The organism is Streptomyces sp. NPDC002730, from assembly GCF_042888805.1.
Lineage (GTDB): Bacteria > Actinomycetota > Actinomycetes > Streptomycetales > Streptomycetaceae > Streptomyces.
The window spans coordinates 1-21,325 of the sequence record NZ_JBIAQG010000004.1; the positions used below are offsets into that span (position 1 = coordinate 1).

The 21,325-nt window shown below is 66.9% G+C and carries 13 protein-coding genes and 2 pseudogenes; 6 read left to right on the forward strand and 9 right to left on the reverse strand.

Annotated features, from left to right (window positions below):
* From ACFYXH_RS11320 to ACFYXH_RS11345, 6 genes and pseudogenes are all read right to left on the reverse strand, one after another.
* A partial coding sequence (locus ACFYXH_RS11320; protein WP_389561846.1) for an amino acid adenylation domain-containing protein occupies positions 1–3,099 on the reverse strand: 3,099 nt, incomplete at its 3' end.
* Positions 3,100–3,111: 12 nt separating this feature from the next.
* Positions 3,112–5,700: a Pls/PosA family non-ribosomal peptide synthetase gene (locus ACFYXH_RS11325; RefSeq protein ID WP_389561847.1), complete on the reverse strand. Its 2,589-nt coding sequence runs from the start codon at positions 5,698–5,700 to the stop codon at positions 3,112–3,114.
* A complete protein-coding gene (locus ACFYXH_RS11330; RefSeq protein WP_389561848.1) occupies positions 5,673–5,996 on the reverse strand; it encodes a hypothetical protein in 324 nt (107 codons plus the stop codon). Before ACFYXH_RS11330 ends, ACFYXH_RS11325 begins: the two co-directional genes overlap by 28 nt.
* 432 nt (positions 5,997–6,428) lie before the next feature.
* Positions 6,429–6,974, reverse strand: coding sequence for a PucR family transcriptional regulator (locus ACFYXH_RS11335; RefSeq protein WP_389562234.1), 546 nt, complete (start codon positions 6,972–6,974; stop codon positions 6,429–6,431).
* Between the two features lie 282 nt (positions 6,975–7,256).
* A pseudogene (locus tag ACFYXH_RS11340) lies at positions 7,257–7,454 on the reverse strand (TetR/AcrR family transcriptional regulator); the annotation flags it as partial.
* 141 nt (positions 7,455–7,595) lie between these two features.
* Positions 7,596–9,152, reverse strand: a complete 1,557-nt coding sequence (locus ACFYXH_RS11345) for a M4 family metallopeptidase (RefSeq protein WP_389561849.1) — start codon at positions 9,150–9,152, stop codon at positions 7,596–7,598.
* Positions 9,153–10,580: 1,428 nt separating this feature from the next.
* On the opposite strand from ACFYXH_RS11345, the gene ACFYXH_RS11350 reads away from it, so the two are divergent.
* From ACFYXH_RS11350 to ACFYXH_RS11365, 4 genes are read left to right on the forward strand one after another with little or no spacing between them, the layout of a single operon-like run.
* Entirely contained in the window at positions 10,581–11,687 is a 1,107-nt protein-coding gene (locus tag ACFYXH_RS11350) for an extracellular solute-binding protein (RefSeq protein WP_389561850.1), read from the forward strand.
* Entirely contained in the window at positions 11,669–12,562 is an 894-nt protein-coding gene (locus ACFYXH_RS11355) for an ABC transporter permease (RefSeq protein ID WP_389561851.1), read from the forward strand. The genes ACFYXH_RS11350 and ACFYXH_RS11355 overlap by 19 nt, the downstream gene beginning before the upstream one ends.
* Positions 12,549–13,385 (forward strand): ABC transporter permease, encoded by an 837-nt coding sequence (locus tag ACFYXH_RS11360; RefSeq protein ID WP_389561852.1) that lies wholly within the window; start codon positions 12,549–12,551, stop codon positions 13,383–13,385. The genes ACFYXH_RS11355 and ACFYXH_RS11360 overlap by 14 nt, the downstream gene beginning before the upstream one ends.
* Positions 13,386–13,390: 5 nt before the next feature.
* Positions 13,391–14,515, forward strand: coding sequence for an ABC transporter ATP-binding protein (locus ACFYXH_RS11365; protein ID WP_389561853.1), 1,125 nt, complete (start codon positions 13,391–13,393; stop codon positions 14,513–14,515).
* Between the two features lie 245 nt (positions 14,516–14,760).
* Here ACFYXH_RS11365 and ACFYXH_RS11370 read toward each other — a convergent pair.
* The 3 genes and pseudogenes from ACFYXH_RS11370 to ACFYXH_RS11380 form a co-directional block, all read right to left on the reverse strand.
* Positions 14,761–14,964: pseudogene (locus ACFYXH_RS11370) on the reverse strand (DeoR family transcriptional regulator); the annotation flags it as partial.
* A 2-nt stretch (positions 14,965–14,966) separates the two neighbouring features.
* On the reverse strand, positions 14,967–17,060 hold the full coding sequence (locus ACFYXH_RS11375) for a SpoIIE family protein phosphatase (RefSeq protein WP_389561854.1): 2,094 nt from the start codon (positions 17,058–17,060) through the stop codon (positions 14,967–14,969).
* A gap of 202 nt (positions 17,061–17,262) precedes the next feature.
* Positions 17,263–19,422, reverse strand: coding sequence for an endonuclease (locus tag ACFYXH_RS11380; protein WP_389561855.1), 2,160 nt, complete (start codon positions 19,420–19,422; stop codon positions 17,263–17,265).
* Between the two features lie 186 nt (positions 19,423–19,608).
* On the opposite strand from ACFYXH_RS11380, the gene ACFYXH_RS11385 reads away from it, so the two are divergent.
* A complete protein-coding gene (locus ACFYXH_RS11385) occupies positions 19,609–20,400 on the forward strand; it encodes an amino acid ABC transporter ATP-binding protein (protein ID WP_389561856.1) in 792 nt (263 codons plus the stop codon).
* Positions 20,401–20,448: 48 nt separating this feature from the next.
* Positions 20,449–21,288, forward strand: a complete 840-nt coding sequence (locus tag ACFYXH_RS11390; RefSeq protein ID WP_389561857.1) for a glutamate ABC transporter substrate-binding protein — start codon at positions 20,449–20,451, stop codon at positions 21,286–21,288.
* Positions 21,289–21,325 lie beyond the last annotated feature (37 nt).

Here is a 21,325-nt window from a genome sequence, read left to right on the forward strand (position 1 = left end):
CTCCGCCGTGCTCGGGTCGTCGGCGGCAATGACGACGGTGACCGGCGCGGACAGCTTCACCCTCGGCGGCGCGTCCAGGGCATCGGCGAAATAGCGGTGCGCGGACACACAGTCGTGCCGGTATGCCGCACCGACATGCTCGGCGCGCTGCGCATCCAGCTCACCGAGCTCGGTGTAGCCGCTGTCCGTACCCAGCGCCGCGGCGATCTCGGCATCGCTCCGCCCGGTGAGCTCGGTGATGGCGGCGCGCCGGTCGGTGGCGTCGCCGAGCAGCTGCGCGCCGAGGAACACCCGCTGGACGTCCACTCCGCGCTCCTGCAGCTGCCTGGCCGTCTCCACGGCCAACGCCGTGCCCGAGGAGTGGCCCCACAGCAGGATCCTGGTCAGGCCACGCCGGGTGATCTCGGCGATGACCTGTTCAACCACCTCTGCGATCGGCGCGAACGGCTCGCTCTCGGCGGCCACGTCGTGACCTGGCAGCTCGACGGCGTAGACCGCCAGGCCGCCGGTCGGCAGTGCTCTGGCCAGCGGCTGGAAGTTCACCGCGTTGCCGCCGGCGTGGGGGAAGCACAACAGGGCACCGGCCCGCGCGTGGTCCGATTCCGACAGTGACTGCAGCAGCCCGGAGCTCCGGTCGGACCGGCCGTCGACCAGCCCGGCCAGATCGGCGAGGACCGGGTGACGGGTGACATCCTTCAGGGTCACCGCACGGTCGAGGGTGATTGCCAGCTTCACTGCCGACAGCGATGTGCCGCCCCGGTCGAAGAAGTGGTCCCGCCGACCGATCCGGTCCTGCGGAATGCCGAGGACGTTCGCCCATGCGGCCGCCAGCCACTGTTCTGTGGGCGTACTCGGCGCGCTGTAGTCGTCCTCGACTGTGTCGAGTTCTTCGGCGAGCGCCGTCAGCGTCTTCCTGTCGATCTTGCTATTGGCCGTCAGCGGCAGACTTTCCCGCCAGTGGAAGACCGACGGGACCATGTACTCGGGCAGTGACGCACTCAGCCGGTCCAGCAGGACGTCGGCCTCGAGTGGCTGCCGGCCGGAGTAGAAGGCCACCAGGTACTTGCTCTGGCCGGTCCGCTCGGCGACCACTACCGCGCCGTCGCGGACACCCGGTACCCGCAGCAGGGTGTTCTCGATCTCGCCGATCTCGATCCGGAACCCGCGGATCTTGACCTGGGCATCCCGGCGGCCGAGGAACTCCAGCTTCCCCGACGGGTGCCAGCGGCCGAAGTCACCGCCCCGGTAGAGCCGCCGGCCCTTTCGGTGTGGATCCGCCATGAAAGCCAGCCGGGTGCGCTCCGGGTCGTTGACATACCCGCGGCCGACGCAGACCCCGGAGAAGACAATCTCACCGGGGGCGCCGAGCGGCACCGGTGTGAGGTGTTCGTCGACGACGTACACGTGGACGTTGTTGACCGCGCGGCCGAGCAGGATCCGGTCCGGCACCCGGTCCATGACCTCGTGGTTGGTGTCGTCGGAGGTCTCCGTCAGCCCGTAGGCGTTGACCAACTTGATCCCGGGTTCTGCCGCGAACCAGCGCTGGGTGAGCTCCTTCTTCAGCGCTTCGCCGGTGACCGAGACGCACCGCAGGTCCGGCAGTTCGCGGGGGCGCTGCTCCAGACTGGACAGAACGACTTCAAGGTAGGACGGGACGACTTGGAGCACGCCGACCCGGCCGTCGACGATCGTGTCGAGGAACTGTTGGGCGTCCAGGATCGCCTCCTGTTCGACCAGCAGGGTCTGACCGCCGACCAGGAGCGCGGAGAGCAGTTGCCACAGCGAGATGTCGAAGCACTGCGGCGCGGTCTGGGCCACGACCTGGCCCTTGCCGATGCCCAGATCGTCGATCTTGGCGTAGAGGTGGTTGAGCATGCCCGCGTGCTCGCACATCGCGCCCTTCGGCTCGCCTGTGGAGCCGGAGGTGAAGTAGATGTAGGCGAGCTGGTCCGGCGCGACGTCGATGCCGGGATCACCGTCGGGATGGTCTTCTTCGTAGGCCGCGTCGATGACCAGCGTCTGGACTGCGGGCAGCGAGTCGAGGGCCTGGTCGAGGGTGGTGGTGCTGCCGGGTTCGGTCAGCACGAGCCCGCATTCGGCGCGGGAGAGCGTGGTCGCGATGCGCCCGGCCGGGAAGTGCGGCTCGATGGGCAGGTATGCGCCGCCGGCCTTGAAGACCGCCAGCACGGCGGCCAGCCAGTCCAGGTTGCGCTCCGTCACCACCGCCACGACGCCCTCGCGGCCAAGGCCGCGGGCCAGCAGGGCGCGTGCCAGCCGGTTCGCGCGGGCGTTGAGTTCCCGGTACGTCCACTGCCTCTCGCCGTGCACGGCTGCGACGGCATCCGGATGCGCCCGCACCCGCTCCTCGAACAGCTCGTGCACCCGGCGGTCCGGCAACTCCCGGCGCGGTCCGGCCAGCCCCTCGAGCTGGAAGCGGAGTTCCTCGGCGGACAGCAGACTCTGCCACCCGTGCCCGGCGTCCGGATCGGCGGCGATCAGCGTGAGGGCGGTGAGGTGGTAGCCCGCGATCCTGGCGGCGCAGTCCGCGTCGAGCACGTCGGTCCGGTAGCGCAGCCGCAGCACACGCCGGCCGACGTGTTGCGAGAATCCCACCCACAGCGCGGTGCCTTCGGCGAGATCGCCGCCGTCACCGGTCGGATCGAACGCAATCTCGAGCGACGGTTCGCTCAGCTCCAGCTCGCGCCTGAGATCATCGACCGGGAAGTCCTTGTGCGACAGCAGTTCCGAGGCGACCCGATGGGTGTTCAGCAGCAGCGCCCGCCACGAGTCTGGTTCGGTCGTCAGCCGGCAGGGCAACGGCCGGCCGCCCTCCACGGCGACGTAGCCGGTCGCGACCTCATGCTCGCCCGACAGCGCGGCGAGCACCTTGGCGTGCGCGGCCAGCAGCACCGAACTGAGCGGCACCTCCAGCTCCTCCGCCAGCCGGTACAACGCCGCCACGACGTCGTCCGGGATCGCCGCCTCGTACTCGACGACGCCCGGCACCGGATTGAGCGTCCACCGCGGGATCTCGGTGAATCCACCGGCAACGAGCACACCGCGCCAGAACTCGCGGTCGGCTTCCACTTGCACTCCCATCCTCTTCGCCCTTCACTCACCGTGGCCATGTAGTTCAGCCAGTTGAGCGCGCTGACCGAGATGGTCCTGCTGCCCCTGCCGCACGAGTGCCTCAGGCTGATAGTGGTCTCGCATCTCGGTGGCTGGGTTTCCCCCCCACCGCGCGTGCTGGGGCATTTCCTCGCCTTTCATGAGGAAGGAGTCGGGGGCGAGCACTGCGGCGTCGCCCATGGTCACGCCGTAGTGGACGTGGGCGCCGACACCGAGGGTGCAGCCGACACCGATCGTGCTGCGGTCGGACTTGAAGGTGCCGTCCTCCTGCGAATGGCACTGGATTTTGCTCCCCGCGTTGAGCGTGCAGTCGTTCCCGATGGTGGTGAGCGTCCGCTCCGTCAGATAGCAGCCGTCGTCGAATACCCTGCGGCCGAGCCGGACACCCAGCATTCGCCAGATGACGTTCTTGAACGGGGTGCCGTTGAAGACGTTGAGGTATTCATCAGGCACCTTCCAAAGGCGCTCGTGCCACCAGAAATACGGTTCGTAGATGGAGCACAACTGCGGCCGCAGCGCACGGAATGCCGCAATGCCACGCTCCACCAGTACGAAGTAGACAGCGGTGAACCCTAGGGTGAGCGCCAGGGACGCGGCGATAATCACCTGCCCGAAAACACCGTACAGGTCGACGGTCGCGAGGCCGAACACCGTGAGCACGAAGAAGTGCAGCCACCGCACGAACAGGAAGAATCCCATCGTGCGGATGTTGTAGCGGTTCTTTGCGGCGAGATTGCGGCGTTTCTCGTCCCCGGTCCGGAGATGGTCGAACCGGCTGTCGCGTTCCACCGACCGGGGAATCTCGAAGCACGGCGATCCGAGCAGGCCCACCCCCTCGCGGACCTCACCGTCGAGCGGAATCATCACCTTCGTCGCGAGGAGACAGTTCTCGCCCGTCCTGGCCCCCGAGGGAAAGGCAATGTTGTTCCCAAGGAAGTTGTGTGGCCCGATCGACGCTCGGGATACGAGGAAGGACGTGCTCGAGAAGTCGGCATTGACGATGGAGAGCCCGTCGGCGATCATCGTTCCGCTGCCGACAGAGCTCAGATACGGCGTCTCATGCTGCACTTCCGTGCCGAAGTTCGACCCGGTCTGCTCGACATGGGACAAGTCGTATCCGAGGCCGCGCAAATAGTGGACGATGTAGGAGCTGTCGCCGAAGAGCCATTTGAAGAACTTTATGTTGGTCATGCGCGTGATCGCCCGGTGGGCCGAGTAATGGAGGCCGTACAGCGGATAGACCTTGTCCGGCTCGATCACCAGGTTCAGCAGGCGTGGAACGGTGAACATCATGGCAAGGCCCACGACGAGGAAGCCGAGGAACAGCACGAGGGAAAGGGCCAGCGCGTCGATGTAGAGCCTCGGAGACGTGAACCCCACCGTGCCCGGGCCCAGCAGGTTGCCCACCGCCGGAATCTCGGTCACCAGCATGTACGCGCCCCCGATGGTCAGCGGCACGTACAGGAAGAACAGCTGGAGCACGCTGAGGAGGCCGAAGCCGGCCCGGCGCAGCGTGCTGCAATCCGCCGGCGCGACTCTCACGTAGTCAAGCTCCGTGCGCTGTGCCGGGGATCCGTGCCACCGATGGCCGTCCGGGACCACCTGGCCGCTTTGCAGCGCGGACGTGTGGCCGAGCTGCGCCCCGTCGCCCATCGACGTGTCGATGTCGAGCACGGTCTTCTCGCCGATGAACACGTCCCGGCCGAGGGTGACCCGGCCGGTCTGGATACGGCCGGCGTGCGCCCGGTAGCAGAGGAAGAACGAGTCTTTGCGGATTACCGTGCCGGCGCCGATCGTGAGCAGGTCGGTGCAGACCGGAACGGTGTGGGAGAGGATCGTGACGCCCTTTCCGATCCGCGCGCCGAGGGCACGCAGGTACAGCACGTAGAGCGGATTGCCGATGAAGAAAATCATCGGGTTGGCGTGGACCAGCGCCTTGACGGTCCAGAAGCGCAGATAGGTCAGACCCCAGACTGGGAACTCGCGGGGCTTCCATCGACCGATGAGGATCCATTTGGCCACGATCGGCAACGTGCACAGGCCGATGAAGGCGGAGCCGCCGAAGAGGACCGACCGCACGTAGATGCCGCGCAAACCGGAGCCGGCCGAGACCCACTCGTAGCCTCGGGCGGTGACAAGTCCGGCGAGAAAGCAGTACCCGAGGAAAATCAGGAACTGCATCGTTCCGCAGAGGACGTACTGCAGCGTGCCGGCAGGTGTCACCACCTCGGGCGACGCCGGGACCGACGACTCGACAGGGGTGGGCGAGGCTTCCGCGAGCGCCGTCGCCAGACCACGGATCGTTGGGTACCGGTAGATATCCTTCATCGAGGCTGACGGCAGGTCCGTCCGCTTCCTGACCCGGGCGCAGAAATGGGCCATGACCAACGAGTTGGCGCCGAGGTCATCGAAGAAGTGGCTGTCGACCGACACCTGCTCGACGCACACGACGTCAGCCAGCAACTCGGCGAGGTCTCTTTCGATGCCGGTCTTCGGGCCGGTGTACCTGCGCTTGGGGATTGCAGATTCATCCGGCCCGGGCGTCAGGACTTCGACGGATTTCTCCTCCATGCGAGCTCCTTGAGGCATTTTCGACCACCATCGGTCATTACGGTCGGCACCCTGTCCTCGCGCTTGCCGATGGCCGGAGCGAGTAATCCGGAAGCCACGAGGTCGTGACCTCTTGTCCGGTTACAAAACCGTGCCCTCAGTCTCCGCCGTTCACCGTCGGGTTGCCACTCGAACTCGACCGTGTCGGCGAGGCAGCGGCTCTCGACGACGCCACAGGTCCTAGGCGCCGGACGCTTGCAGGAAGCCCCGATCTCGCCGTTGTAGTGGGCCGCGGTCGCCCAGCCGTCGGTGCTCACGGGTCTTACTGCATGCGAGTGGCGTGCGCCTGAAGTGAGCCGCGCTGGGGGCGTGCAACAGCCACCAAACGAAGTTCCTCTGACACCGAGAAGGTATTCCGTACCGCTAACCAGCTGAACAGGAAATTGCATATCAAGATGGCTTTAAAGCCCCTGCAGTGCAGCGGTTAATGAATCAGCCGCCGCCCGTCACGCCACCCAAACAGAGAAAATGCCGCGTGGACACGCGCGTTCTCCTGAAAAAACCAGTCCGCCCAATGGCTTGCCGGGTTTTCGTACTTCGGGCTCGTCAGCTCTCGCCGACTGCCGTGGGGCGGGATTCCGCATGGGGACCCACGTCGTACGGATTCTCCACGACCATGCCGCTGAGCCATACCTTCGGGTGGGCCTTCACCAGCGGGATGATCAGGTCGCCGCAGCCGTCTGTCGACGTCAGAACTGACTGACCTCCCGGTAATAGCCTCCCGGCCCGAGGATGCGGTAGAGGCCCAGTTCGTCGAAGGCCGTGGTGCCGTTGGGTGACCGCGAGCGTTGGCGGACCTCCAGCGACCGCAGCGCTTCCTGGAACGAGCGCGGAATCCCGGGGACGTCGCAACGGCCGCCCACACCGACCGAACCGGTGGGTGAGCCCAGTTCGCGGACCACCACCTGGTGCAGCGCTTCTGCCCGCGGCCGCCCTTGAGAAACAAGGACGGCCATTCCGACCGTTGGCCAGCAATGACCGCATCCGCAGACTTGCGGCCGCACGGCCGGATAGTGCGGTCCGTGCAGGTCATGGCCGACAGCGGCGGCCCGGGTGCAGGCACTCTCGTCATCGGTGCCGGTGATCAGATCGTCCACCAGCTCACGGCGCAGCCGCAACTCGACCTCGGCGAGGTTTCGCAGATGGGCCAGTTCCAGGGCAAGCACGGTGCACGCGTGGGCGAGGGTGAACTCCTCCTGCTCACCGGTGCTTGCCGCAGCGCCGACCAGGGCCATGGCACCCAGGGCCTCGCCACGGTGCTGGGCCAGGGCGACGAGTCGTTCCCCTATCCGCACCGGGCGCAGTCGACGAGCCGCTTCCTGTAGAAGTTCTTCGTGCTGCGTCGCGTCGGGTTTCGGGTATGGATCGGGGCAGCCTGGGCCCGCCCAGGCTCGGAGATTGCCGAAGCGGTCCGCCTCGGCGTGCCGGTCCTGTGGGCGGTCGCCGCGCTGCTCGGCGGTGGGTTGCTGCTCCGATCGCGCGACGTATAGCGGAGAGCTTCGGGCGCGTGGCCGCAGGCGCTCGGCCGGTGCCGCACCGGTGTCGACGGCTGTCGTGAGCGCGTGGTCGAGCTGCTCCAGCCACTCGCGCAACGCGGCGTCAAGGAGTTCGAGCAGTACGGCCTCGCGGGACTCGAAGTAGCGCAGCACATTCGACTTCGCCAGACCGACGCGGCGGCTCAGCTCGTTGAGACTCACCTGAGTCACGGGCATCTCGGAGCCCGAGCGCGGGTCGTGATGGCCGTCCGTACGGTCGTCAAGGCTCGCGGGACTTCTTCACGGCGTACTCCGTGAAGAAGTCCCGCGAGGACCTGATGGACCTCAGGAACACCTGGTTCTACGGCAGGCGGAAGCCGGTTACTTCACGTTGACCGCGCCCCAGGCGGCGGCGACTGTCTTCGCCTCCGCCCCGTCTGCTCCGTACAGGTCGTTGGCTGCCTTCACGGTCGCCTCACGGGCGGCCTTGTAGTCGGTCGTCGAGGTCATGTACGTGGTGAGGGCCTTGTACCAGATCTTGTAGGCCTTCTCCCGGCCGATCCCGGTGACCGTCGAGCCGTCCGAGGTCGGGGAGTCGTAGTCGACCCCGTTGATCGTCTTCTTGCCGCTGCCCTCGGACAGCAGGTAGAAGAAGTGGTTCGCGATGCCGGAGGAGTGGTGGACGTCCACGTCGCCGGCGCCGGCCTTCCACGCATCCAGGGACTGCCCGTCCTTGCTGGGCTTGTCCATGTAACGCAGGGGCGTGCCGTTGCCGTTGATGTCGATCTCTTCGCCGATGAGGTAGTCGCCGACATCCTTCTTGTTGTTGGCGAAAAACTCGACCGAGGTGCCGAAGATGTCGCTGGTCGCCTCGTTGAGCCCGCCCGACTCACCGCTGTACTCCAGCTTGGCGGTGCGGGAGGTGAGACCGTGGCTCATCTCGTGGCCCGCCACGTCGAGCTCGGTGAGGGACTTCTTGTCGCCCTCGCCGTCGCCGTACGTCATGCAGAAGCAGTCGTCGTCCCAGAAGGCGTTGACGTACGACTGGCCGTAGTGGACCCGGGAGTACGCGGCCTTGCCGTCGTCGGCGATGCCATTGCGGCCGAGCTCGGTCTTGTAGAAGTCCCAGGTCATGGCGGCGCCGTAGGCGGCGTCGACGCCGGCGGTCTGCCGGTCGTCGTTGGTGCCGCTGCCCCACTTGTCGTCGTCGTCAGTGAGCAGCTTGCCGGTGCCGCTCTGGCCCTGGTTCAGGTCGTAGGTCTTGTGGCCGCCGCGCTCGCCGTCGGTGAGCTCGAAGCCGGAGCCGCTCTTGGTGGTGGAGAGGGGGACCTCGCCGCTGTACTGGCTGGCGCCGGTGCCGGTCTCGACAGCTTCGTACTGGTGCAGCTTCTTGCCGGTTGTGGCGTCGGTGACGATGTGCAGCTTGCTGGGCGTACCGTCCTTCTGCACACCGGTCTTGACCGTCTCGAAGGCGAGGACCGGCTTGCCGTTGCCCGCCCAGATCACCTTGCGGGCACCGGCCGCGGCCTTACGCACCGCGTCGGTGGTCGCCACCGATATACGGGCGTCGTTCGCCTTGTCCACGCCCTTGAACTTGCCGCTCTTGGCGGTGTGCGTGACGAGGTCGCCGCCCAGGACGGGCAGTCCGTCGTACGTGCGCTCGTAGCGGGTGTGCACCGTGCCGTCCGCGTCCTTGATGACGTCACGGACGACCAGCTTCTCCTTGGCGCCGAGGCCGAGCGTGCCGGCGGCCGAAGTGGCGTCGGCCTGAGCGGACTTGATGGCGGCGTCCCGCGTGGAAACGCCCGTCGGGGCGGGGGTGGGGCCGTCCGCCCGGCCGGGAGCGCCGCTCGCGGATCCGGCCTGTACGCCGACGACGACCATGGCGGCCGTGGCCACGAGGGCAGCGGCGCGCCGGGTGTTCTTGTGGGGGGTCATGCGATCTCCATCGCTCGGTCTGTGGGGGGTTGATCAACCGCCGAGCGTGCCACCGAACGAACGAATTTGACGGAGTTTCGACAATTACCTCACAAATTTTTGACCAGTTCTTGTCCGACTGGGAGCCTCCGGTGTCCGTTATCCGGTGGACTCCAACGACTTGTGCAACTCACCGCAGCGGCAGCCGAGTTGGCGGTCATCGCGGGGCGCGGCGTCGCGCACCAGGCGTCCGTACCCGGCGTCGCGCGCCCGGCGTCGCAGGCGCCGGACCTTCTGAGCGATCCGAATGTGTCGGTCACGAGTATCGGCTGCAGAATTCAAGGAGGAGAGCGAAAGACGGAAGCCTCGGTCTGAATTCAGCATGGTGTGAGCCCAGGAAACGTCAACATTTTTGCAGGCAGCATCGGTTGCATGGCCCTGGACGAGAATGGCAGCGCCCGGTTACGTCCTGAGTAACTGACTCATGCTGCACGGACGGGACGGCGAGCCGGCGAGGAGCACATAGTCGTTCATCACGAAGTGGACGATGGCCATGCGATCCTCCGATCTGTCAGGCGGCTGCCCGGACCGTGGTGCTGTGCAATTGGCGGGCGTCGTTGCAGCGGGGCGGAAAACGCGGTGGAGCGAATTCCAGAGGGCGCAAGAAAGGGGATCCGGGACCGTGTGACGTCGGACCCAGGTTTGGTGCGGGGGTGGAGCGTGCGGGGGCGGTGCCGCACGGCCTGCGTGGGGGTCGCCCGGGGCCGCGAACGGTCGACTGCCGTCTCGCGGTACGAAACCTAGGCCGGGCACCAGCGGGCCGGAAGTGTACGTTCCATCCACTGGACAGCCACTCAGTGGATGTCCCGCACATGCGGAAAGGGTGCGTAAACGGTCCAGGTCGCTCGAAAAGGTCAGCCGTTCTGTGCCGATCACCGTCTTCGGTGGCATGGCCGGGCCGCGTGCAAGGCCGCGGCCGGGACCGCGGCGCGGATGCGCGGATCCGCTGCGGAGGCGGCTGCCGCCGGGGCCCGGCGCGGAGACCGCGGTCCGTTGCTGACTGGCGCAGGCGACGGTTCTTCCGCGAAGGGGAACGCCTTCACCTCTACTGCGGGTTGGTGCCTGGCACACTCCGGCGTCATCCGAGTGTGATTGCCGGAAAACAATCGTTGACGGCCGGACAACCGAACCCTATGGTTTGCGGCACGCGGTCGGCGGTGTGACGCAGCCACCGCGACGAATCATGGATTGTTCGAGATCCATAGGTTCGCGACGCGCCAAGGCATAAGCGGAACCCGCAAAGCCACAGCGATTCGTCGACGGCCCCAGAGTTGCGGCCGCACTCTCCACTCCGCCCCGAGACGGCGTAGATCCCCCCTTTGCTCAGCCTGAAGTTGTCATCGCCCGATTCCCGCATGCGTGGAAATTCCAAGAGAGGCCGTGCCGAAAATGACGCAGCCAACGACACCCATCAGCCGGCGGTCGATTCTGAGGACGGGAGCAGGTGCTGCGCTGGGGGTCCCGTTCGCGGGAAGCCTGCTCACCTCCTGCAGCACCAAGTCCACCAACACCGCGCCGGCGAACAAGACCGTGACGGTCACCTCGTACGGCGGCTCCTACAACGACCAGCTGACGAAGACCATCCTGAAGCCGTTCGAGAAGAAGACGGGCATCCGCTCGACGCTGCTCGCCAACACCAGCCTGGCGGCCCTCAAGACGCAGGTGCACTCCGGCGACGTGCAGTGGGACCTGGTGGAGCTGACGGCTCCGGAGTACGTCCAGGCCGTCAACGAAGACCTGCTCGAGAAGTTCGACTACGGCATCATCAGCGACAAGGGGCTGCCTTCCTACGCGAAGGCGGAGTACGGCATCAAGTACCTGAGCTTCCTGTTCGTGATGGCCTGGGACCAGAAGCACATCCCCGACGGGCAAGCACCGAAGAACTGGGCCCAGTTCTTCGACCAGGGCAGATACCCCACCAAGCGCTCGGTGTACGGACAGCTGTCGGACAGCTCGGTACTGGAAGCGGCGCGGCTGGCCGAGGGCATCCCGTTCGACAAGATCTATCCGCTGGATGTGGACGCCGCGCTGCGTTACCTGGCGAAGCACCCCGGACGCGACAAGCTGATCTACCACACGGCCAATCAGGAGCCCGTCCAGCAGTTGACGTCGGGCGAGGTCACGCTGTCGACCAGCTTCAACAACCGGATCAACGCCGCTCGCAAGGACGGGGCCAGGCTGAACTTCTCCTCGTCCAACGGTGTCCTCGCCGGCGACTACTTCGTCGTCCCCAAGGGATCGAGGAACAAGGAGGCGGCGTTCCGGCTGATGAACTTCATGAGCAACGACGCAGATGCCGGAGCCGACTTCGACCAGACGACAAACCTGACGCTGGCCAACACCCCCGCGCTCGCGAAGCTGCCCGCTGCTGTCGCCGACACCCTTCCCACCAGTCCGAAGCTGGCGGAGAGCATTCTCGTACGCGACGACGAGTGGTGGGCGAAGAACCTGAAGGCGACGGAGCAGAGGTTCAAGCTGTGGCAGGCGGGAAGCTGACCATGCCCCTCGCCGCCGTAGCGCCTGCGCAGGCCTGCGACACGTCCCGCGGACGCCGGTTCCGCGTCCGCGGGACGTGGTTGCTGCTCCTTGCGCCGATCGCCGCTTTCGACGCCATCCTGTTTCTCACCCCGCTGGGGACGCTCGTCTCCTCCAGCATGGAAGACCAGGCCTACCAACGGGTGCTCGAAGACCCGCTGGTGATCAAGTCGTTGATCAACACGTTCGAGATCAGCGCGGTCTCCACCCTCGCGACCATCGTGATCGGCTACCTCCTGGCCTGGGCGATCTGGCGCAGTGGCGCGCTCACGCGGGTCGTCCTGTTCGCCCTGGTCCTGCTGCCTTTCTGGACCGGAGTCCTGGTGAAGAACTTCGCCTGGGCGGTCCTCCTGCAGGACAACGGTCTGGTGAACGGCGCCCTGCAGGGACTCGGGCTCACCGACCATCCGCTGACGCTGCTGCACAACCGGTTCGCGGTCGTGCTGGGGATGGTGCACTACCTCCTGCCCTACGCCGTGTTCCCGATCTTCGCCGCGCTGGCCGCGATCGACAACCGGCTGGAGCTGGCCGCGCGCTCCCTGGGCGCGGGCGAGCTGTCGGTCTTCCGCCGGGTCATCCTTCCGCTCACTGTGCCGGGCGTCTCGGCCGCCGGGCTGCTGGTGTTCATCATCAGCACCGGCTTCTTCATCACACCGGTCGTGCTCGGTGGCCCGGGAGATCAGATGATTGCCAATCAAATCGACTTCTACGCAATGGAGTTGACCGACTTCGCCGGCGCCTCCGCGCTCGCGCTTGTGCTGACCGCCATCGTGAGCGTGCTCGTGGCGGTCTACCAGCGGATCCTCCGCGCGGGAGGTGCCCATGAGGTCGGCTAGTTCTCGGTTCTCCCCGGCGCTGCTCGCCGCAGTCCCGGTTTTCGTGTTCCTCGTCGTACCCACCGCGATCGTGGTGCCGATGGCGTTCAACCACAGCCGGTACATCACCTTCCCGCCGGATCGGATCTCCACCGACGCGGTCACCGGATTCTTCGGCGACACGGCCTGGATCTCGGCCGTTCTGGCGAGCCTGCAGGCCGCGGGTATCGCCGTGGTACTCGCGGTGCTGCTGGGCGGAGCCGCGGCAGTGGCCCTGCACGGGCGGCAGTTCCCGGGGCGGTCCGCGGTGACCGGGGTGATCCTCGCCCCGATGATCGTCCCCGCCGTGGTGCTGGCGCTGGCGTTCTACCAGTTCTTCAACTCCGTCGGACTCGTCGGCACGATTCTTCCGATCGGCCTCGCCCACGCCGTGATCGCCACGCCGTACGCGTTCCTCACCGTCCGCGCCAGCCTTTCCGGCCTGAATCCGGCGCTGGTGCGCTCCGCGCAGAGTCTGGGAGCCGGCACACCGTCCGTGGCACGGTTCGTGTATCTCCCGGTCATCCGGCCCGGTCTCGTCGCGGGCGCGCTGTTCGCCTTTTCCGTCTCCATCGACGAGACGGTGATCGCGCTGTTCCTGCAGTCGCCGAGTGCGACCACGCTGCCGGTGAAGATGTTCACCGACATTCAGTACAACCTGACGCCGAAGATCGCTGTCTCCTCGGCCATGTTGGTCACCGTCGCCACTCTCGGACTGCTCGTGCAGGTCCTCTTCATGCTCCGCCGCCGTTCCATCGCCCGGATGCTGCCGTTGACGACGGTGGCCGCCGACCAGACAGGGTGAGCCCCATGACAACCTCCGCTACGCTCCCGACCGCTGCCTCGCCGATCGTCGGGACTCAGGAAAACGGTTCCATCGAACTGCGCCGGGTGCGTAAGACCTACGGCGACGTCGCTGCGGTCGACAACCTCGATCTGACCGTGCAGCCCGGCGAGTTCGTCACCCTGCTCGGCCCCAGCGGTTCGGGCAAGACCACCACCATGATGATGGTTGCCGGCTTCGAGGAACTCACTTCCGGCACCGTGCTGATCAACGGCGAGCCGGTCGACAAGCTGCCGCCGAAGGACCGCAATCTCGGTGTGGTGTTCCAGAGTTACGCGCTGTTCCCCCACATGAGCGCCCGGGAGAACGTCGAGTTCGCCCTGCGTATGCGCAAGATCCGGCCGGCGGAGCGGCGCCAACGGGCCGAGGAGGCCCTCGAACGCGTCGGTCTGGCCAAGCTGGGCGACCGCCGCCCGCGCCAGCTGTCCGGAGGGCAGCAGCAGCGGGTCGCGCTGGCCCGCGCCCTGGTTTTCAATCCGTCGGCACTGCTCCTGGACGAGCCGATGGCAGCGCTGGACAAGCGGCTGCGCGAGCAGATGCAGGAAGAGATCAAGACCATCCAGCGGTCGCTGGGGATCTCCGTACTGTTCGTCACCCACGACCAGGACGAAGCCATGTCCATGTCGGACAGAATCGTCGTGATGCGCGACGGCAGGATCGTGCAGCAGGGCGCTCCCGAGGACGTGTACGCGCATCCCGCGACCGACTGGGTGGCCAACTTCCTCGGCGACACCAATCTCCTGCCGTGCAGCATCGTGGAGCGCTCGGGAGACACGGCCGTCGTCGACCTCGGCCGGCTCGGGATCTGCCGGGTACAGGACCGCGGGGCCAAGGGTGATCGGTACGCGGTGTCCATCCGGCCGGAACATCTGGTGTTCATTCCCGCCGAACGGGACGAGAACAGCGCGAAGGGCCGAGTGGTGTCCTCCACCAACCTCGGCGCCACCATCCGCCACCGGCTGCTTGTGGGGGAGCAGGAGCTGTTGATGCGGGAAATGTCCCCGAGCTCGCGCACCGCCGCCGACCTCGACGCGGATGTGTGCGTCGGCTGGGACCAGGACCACGCCCAGCTGCTCGTCCTCGACGCCTGACCGGACACGCCCGTTGGGAGCGACGGGCCATCTGCACCTCGCGTGGTGTGGCACGCGCGCCGGCCTGCCCGGGGGATGGGCGGCCGGCGCGCGGCGACCGCCCGCAGCGGCACCGGGGGGATGCCGCTCGACGGCGTCAGGGGCCGATCTTCACCGAGCTCCACATCTGCGTGAGGGGAGCCCTCGCTGTAGCGGCAGCTCTCGGAGACATCGGTCAGCAGCCCGGAGTGCTTGGTGAGCTGGTCGAGCGTTGTCTCGAATCCGGCGCTCTCGACGGGGTAGGCCCCTCCGTGCGTACGGCGGACCAGGCCGCTCTCCTCCAGCACCCGCAGATCCCGCCGCACGGTCTCCAGGGACACGGCCAACTCCCCCGAGAGGGCGGCGACTTCCACCGGTCCATCACGTCGCGCGACCGTGAGAATGGCACGCCGACGTTCGTCGCCGTCCAGGGTCATCTTCTCTTCTGTGTGTCGAAGGCCCGGACCCTGGCGATGAGCAGGGCCACGTCGTCGTGGTCTCCGGGGTGGCGCAGAGAGTGCAGAAGCACGTCACAGGTCTCCTCCAGAGACCGGGGAGGGGCGGCGAGGAGGGCCAGGAGGGTCTGCAGACGTTCATCGATGGCCTGTTCGCGCGTTTCGACCAGGCCGTCGGTGTAGAGGACCAGATCATCGTGAGGGCGCAGATCGAGCGCAGTGGTCTGGAAGTTGACGTCGCCCACGCCGAGCGGGGCGCCAGTGGGCACCTCGAGCAGTTTGGGGGGCAGGCCAGGGCGTACCAGAGCCGGTGGCAGGTGCCCGGCGTTGGAGATGAGGCACTGGGACTGGTGGGGATCGTAGACGGCGTAGATGCATGTGGTGATGGTCTGCCCCATGCGGTCGGCGATGCGGTCGAGGTGGCGCAGCACCTGGGCGGGGTCGAGGTCGAGTTCGGCCAGCGTGCGGGTGGCGGTGCGGAGCTGGCCCATCGTGGCGGCGGCGCTGATGCCGCTGCCCATGACGTCGCCGACGACGAGGGCGGTCTTGTCGCCCGTCAGCGGGATGACGTCGAACCAGTCGCCGCCGACCTCGCTGGCGGCCTGGGCCGGCTCATAGCGGTACGCAATCTCCAGACCGGGTTGGTCCGGTGGCTGCTGAGGCAGAAGGCTGCGCTGGAGAGTGAGTGCGGTATTGCGCACCTGCTGGTACCAGCGGGCGTTGTCGATGCACACGGCCGCTCGCGCGGCCAGCTCGCCGGCCAGGATCTCATCGTCGGTGTTGAACGGTTCAGGGTTGCGGGTGCGCTTGAGGTCGAGGGCGCCGAGGACTTCGCCGCGAGCGATCAGCGGCACGGCGAGGTAGGAGTGCACCCCCGCCGCGGCCAGCAGCCTCGCGGCTTCGGGACTGCGGGCGATACGCAGCAGGTCGTCGCTTTCCACGTGGGGCACCCGGACCGGGCGGCCGGTGATCACGCACTGGGTGACCAGCCGGTCGGTCTCGTATCTGGCGACCTCACCGGGCGGATCAGCGGCGCGTACGGCATCGGTGGGGTGCGCGGCGGCCACGGCGAGAGCCCGGAACACCGCGGGGCCTTCGTGGATCGCGATGGCCCCGCGGGCGTTCAGCACACTGTCGAGCACGTCCACGGCGGCCACGTCGGCCAGCTCCGGTACGGACACTGCGGCGAGTTCACGGGCGGTCTGGTCGAGGTCGAGCGTGGTGCCGATTCTTATGGTGGCGTCGGCAACGAGCGCGAGGCGTTTCCGGGCCTGGACGACCTCGGCGGTGGCGCGGTACCGCTCGGTGACATCCACGACTGAGGTGGCCACCCCGAGCACTTCCCCGTTGGAGGACTCCAGCCGGTAGAACGAGACCGACCAGGCGTGCTCGCGGTCCGGATCGGCCGGGGTGCGCCCCACCGACTCCTGGTCAAGAAGTGGAACGCCCGTGGCGAGAACCTCGCGCATCGCGGACTCGATGGCCTCAGTGTCCAAAAAAGGCACGGCATCCCGGACGTGACGTCCAACATGCTCGGCGGCCGGCAGGCCATTGATGCGCTCGAGTGCCGGGTTGACGCTGACGTACCGCAGATCAGTGTCCACCACCGCCAGCCCGATCGGGGACTGAGAGACCAACCGGGTGGACAGGGCCAGGTCTCGCTCCACCCGCAGCAATGCCGCCTGGTCAGTGGCGAGGCCCAGTGCGTAGAGCTCCTTCCGGTGGTCCTCCAGCCGCATATTGCGGAACTCCACCAGCAGCGTGCTGCCGTCCTTGCGTCGTACGGGGAAGGCACCCGCCCAGTTTCCGTCGCCCACCATCACCTCGGCGAACAGCTGGCGCACCAGATCCATGTGCTGCTCATGGACCAGCAACCGATCTGCGAAGCGGCCGAGCGCCTGCTCGGCGGTGTACCCGAACAACTCCTCGGCCTGCGGGCTCCACAGTGCGATCCGGCCGTACGCGTCCAGCACCACGGCGGCGACGCTCAGCAGATCAAACAGCCCCCCGGGCTCGGATGTGCCGCCTCTCGGCCGGGCGGGTTCGGCAGGGAAGGCATCGCCTGCACACATCCCAGGACCTCCTTCCGCCCGCCGCCACCACTCGATGGCCGTTGCCGACTCCGGCCCGCGGCGTCGCCGTGCGCATGGTCCGGTGCCTCCTATCGTCTCTCGCCCCCGGCTGATCTTGCACCCGTGCGCGAGCTCCAAACCCTCCCGCGGGCCCGCGCGGGGACGAGGGGAACGTGCGTCTCTCTCTGCGCCGACGCCCCGATCAGGGCCAGACGCCGGAGAAGTCGATCGCCCGAGCCCACTCCGGGTGGTCTATCAGGGGATTCCGGTTGCCCTGGATCTCCGCGATGGCGGCATTGCGGTGCAGCTCGTACTCGCTCACCGGTTCGTTCTCGTGCCACGACAGGAGATCGGGCAACCGCTCCTTGGGAAGCTCCCTCTCCGTGTCACCGACCAGCCCCGGGTAGCGCAGCAGGAAGTACAGAGTGGCCCTGGCGACCGTGCCCTTGCCCTCCTCGGGCTCGAACCCCACCGCCTCGCGCATTCCGCACTCCTCCCGGTGCGCTTCCTCGAAGCCGGGGAAGTCGAAGTAGGGGAAGTTGCCACGGAAGCTGTTGCACGCCGCCTCGCACGCGAACAGGTGGTGCAGGTCACCCCGCATGGGCTCCTGCTTGGTGAACCACGACTGCGGGACGACGTGCTCGCAGTTGAAGGGCATCGACGCCTCCAAGGCGTCGAACTCCGCTTCGAGTTCGGCCGGGCCCGCCGTACTCTCGCGCAGGAGGAATTCCTGCATACGTGCCACGCGGGCCGCTTGCATGGCGGCGTCGGCGCGTATGAACTCCTCGGCGGTGAAGGTCTTGCCGGAGTAAATGCTGCGCAGCCGGCCGTCCTTGTGCAGGTCGACCCACGGGTAGACCATCCGGATCGGCTTGTACGAGGGCCGGGGGGCGTGGGTCTGCTCCAGCAGGTCGGTCAGCGCCCGGCGAAGCGCCTCGGCGTTACCGGTGCTGATGCCTGCGTAGTAGGCCTCTCGTGCGGCCAGGTCGGTCTCACGGTCGTAGTAGGGGCGCTCCTTGCCGAGCCTGAGGTTGAGCAGGGCGGCGTTCAAGTCCCTCTCGACAGCGGCGCTTGAGCTTCCGTCTGCATGCCCGTCCACGGGAAGCGTGGGCCGCGGGGCAGCGGTGGTGTCCGCCTGGTTCGCGGGCACATCGACACCGACAGTGATCCGCAGCGGGACGGTGAGTCGTACGGAGCCGTCGGGGATGAGCGCTGTGGACCCGTTCGGTGCCGACCCGTTGGGTGAGGGCGCCGGTGCCGCGTGCGGTGTGCCGTCCACCGGGAGCGGGGCGGCCGTGGCGGTGAACACCTCATCCCGCAGCCGGGCGGCCGTGCCGGTCAGTGTGACCTCGCGCAGCGCCCGCAACACACGACTTATTCGCACGCCCTCGTTGGCCTTCCACGCCAGTCGGTGCTCACCCATCGCCGGCGTCCACGGCGTTCCGTCGACGCTCAGGGGCTGGTTGTCGGCGTCGGTCTTGGGGACGGCCGAGTGGTGCAGTGCGACGACCTCCCACTGGTCGTTGAAGACGGGCGAGCCCGACGAACCCAGATCGGTGTCGGACTCGTAGTGCAGGAACCGTTCCAGCACGTCGACGATCTGGTTCTCGCGCAGCGCCAGCTGCTTGGGCTCGCCCCTGGGGTGCTGGATGATGTTGACGAATTCCCCCAGAATGACCTTGCCTTCCGCTCCGCTGAGGGGGAGCCATCCGAATGAGGAGAGCGCCTCACCCTGCGGGTTGCGTTCGGCCACGGCGACCACGCTGAAATCAAGGTCCCGATCGGTCACAAAGAACCTCTGCGGCTCCAGCTGGAAAGACACTGGAGTGAGCGGGCTCCCGTCGATCCCGGACTGGAATCTGAACGCGACGATGCTGCGGCCCGCTTCCTCCATGCTGCGCAGCACATGGTTATTGGTGAGCAGAAGGGAAGGGGACACCATGAAGCCGGTGCCGTGACCGCCCCCGGGTCCGCTGATGGTGACCCGTCCGACCGAGCGAGCGACCAGGTTCCCTTCCTCCAGGAACGCGATCGGAGTGAGATTGTTGCGCCCGATGAGGCGCTCCAGCCCCAGTACCTCGCTGCTGAAGCTCTCCGGCGGCAGGGGCAGGGTGCTCCCCGCGGTCGTGACGGGTTCCGACGGCGCCTGCTCGATCGCCCTGGCCATTGACCAGTCGGCGCCGAGCCGTGCCAGTCGCTTGCCGACCCGCTCTGGTTCATCGGCGTACAACACGCCGCGCTGCTCGAGTACGTCTCGGGTGCTCTCCCGCTTCGCGGTCCGATTCGCGTAGCGTTGCGCGGCCATTTCCATCTGCGACAAGTAATCCGTTTCCGCCTCGGAAGCCTGCTCTGTTGTCGTCATGGGTCCGCCTTCTCGCCTGTGTGAATTGCGGGCACGCAGTGTTCGGTCTTTTCACCCCTTGGTCATTGTGTGCACAGGCTGCCCCCGGCTTCTTCTCCAGCTGATGGTTCCCGATTCAAAACTCGCACGGTCAACCCGCATCGGCGCCCGGCATTCAGCGTGCGACCGGCTCGAGGAAGTCGGACTATGAAGCCGAAGAGCGGAGTAACAGTGACCCAGGAAACTGCCACCCGCGGCACGGGCAACGCGCTGGTCGTGCTGCGCGACGTCAATAAGCACTTCGGCGCGCTCCATGTCCTCCAGGGCATCGACCTGACCATCGCCCAGGGCGAGGTTGTCGTCGTCATTGGGCCGTCCGGGGGTGGGAAGTCCACACTGTGCCGCGCCATCAACCGCCTGGAGACCATCGACTCCGGCGAGATCGCCATCGACGGCAAGCCACTGCCCGCCGAGGGCCGCGAGCTGGCCGCACTGCGGGCCGATGTGGGCATGGTCTTCCAGTCCTTCAACCTCTTCGCGCACAGGACCGTGCTGCAGAACGTGACGCTCGGCCAGATCAAGGTCCGCAAGAAGGACAAGAAGGCCGCCGAGGAGCGGGCGCGCCGGCTGCTCGACCGGGTGGGTGTCGCCTCCCAGGCGGACAAGTACCCCGCGCAGCTCTCCGGTGGCCAGCAGCAGCGGGTGGCGATCGCCAGAGCGCTGGCCATGGACCCGAAGATCATGCTCTTCGACGAGCCGACCTCCGCGCTCGACCCGGAGATGATCAATGAGGTGCTGGAGGTCATGCAGCAGCTCGCCCGGGACGGCATGACGATGGTCGTCGTCACCCATGAGATGGGATTCGCCCGTTCGGCCGCCAACCGGGTGGTCTTCATGGCGGACGGCCGGATCGTGGAAGAGACGACACCCGATGAGTTCTTCAGCAATCCGCGCAGTGACCGCGCCAAGGACTTTCTTTCGAAGATTCTTCACCACTGAGCCGGCCCCTTGAGCACTCCGGACCTTTGAGCACTAGGGATGATCACCATGAAGCTTCGTATGGTCTCTGCCGCAGCAGCCACTGCGCTCGCGCTGTCCCTGACCGCCACGGCCTGCGGATCCGGCGACGGCAGCAAGAGCAGTGCGGGCAGTGGTGACAAAAAAATCACCGTCGGCATCAAATTCGACCAGCCAGGCATCGGCCTGAAGACCCCGGACGGCAAGTACACGGGTCTCGACGTCGACGTGGCGGCGTACGTGGCCAAGCAGCTCGGCTACAAGCCCACCGACATCGAGTGGAAGGAAGCCAAGAGCGCCGACCGCGAGACTCTGCTCCAGCGCGGCGATGTCGACTACATCGTGGCCTCCTACTCGATCACGCCGGAGCGTCAGAAGAAGGTCGACTTCGCCGGCCCCTACCTGCTGGCGCACCAGGACGTCCTGATCCGGGCGGACGACAACTCCATCAAGAAGCCCCAGGACCTGAACAACAAGAAGCTCTGCTCGGTCACCGGGTCCACCTCTGCGCAGAACGTCAAGACAAAGATCGCGCCGAAGGCTCAGCTGCAGGAGTACGGCGGCTACTCCGAGTGCCTCACCGGTCTGGAGAACAAGGTCATCGACGCCTTGACCACTGATGACGCGATCCTCGCCGGCTACGCCGCGCAGCCCGAGTTCAAGGGCAAGTTCAAGCTGGGCGGCTTCAAGCTGAGCAACGAGAACTACGGCATCGGTGTCCAGAAGGGCAGCGAACTCAAGGCCAAGATCAACACCGCCCTGGAGAAGATGGTCAGCGACGGTTCCTGGCAGGCGTACGTCAACAAGAACCTGGGACCGGCCGGCTACAAGAACGAGCCTGCACCGAAGATCGGCGTCATCGTCAGCTGAAGCGGGTGCCTGACCGGCGCGCCGCCCATCGCTGCGG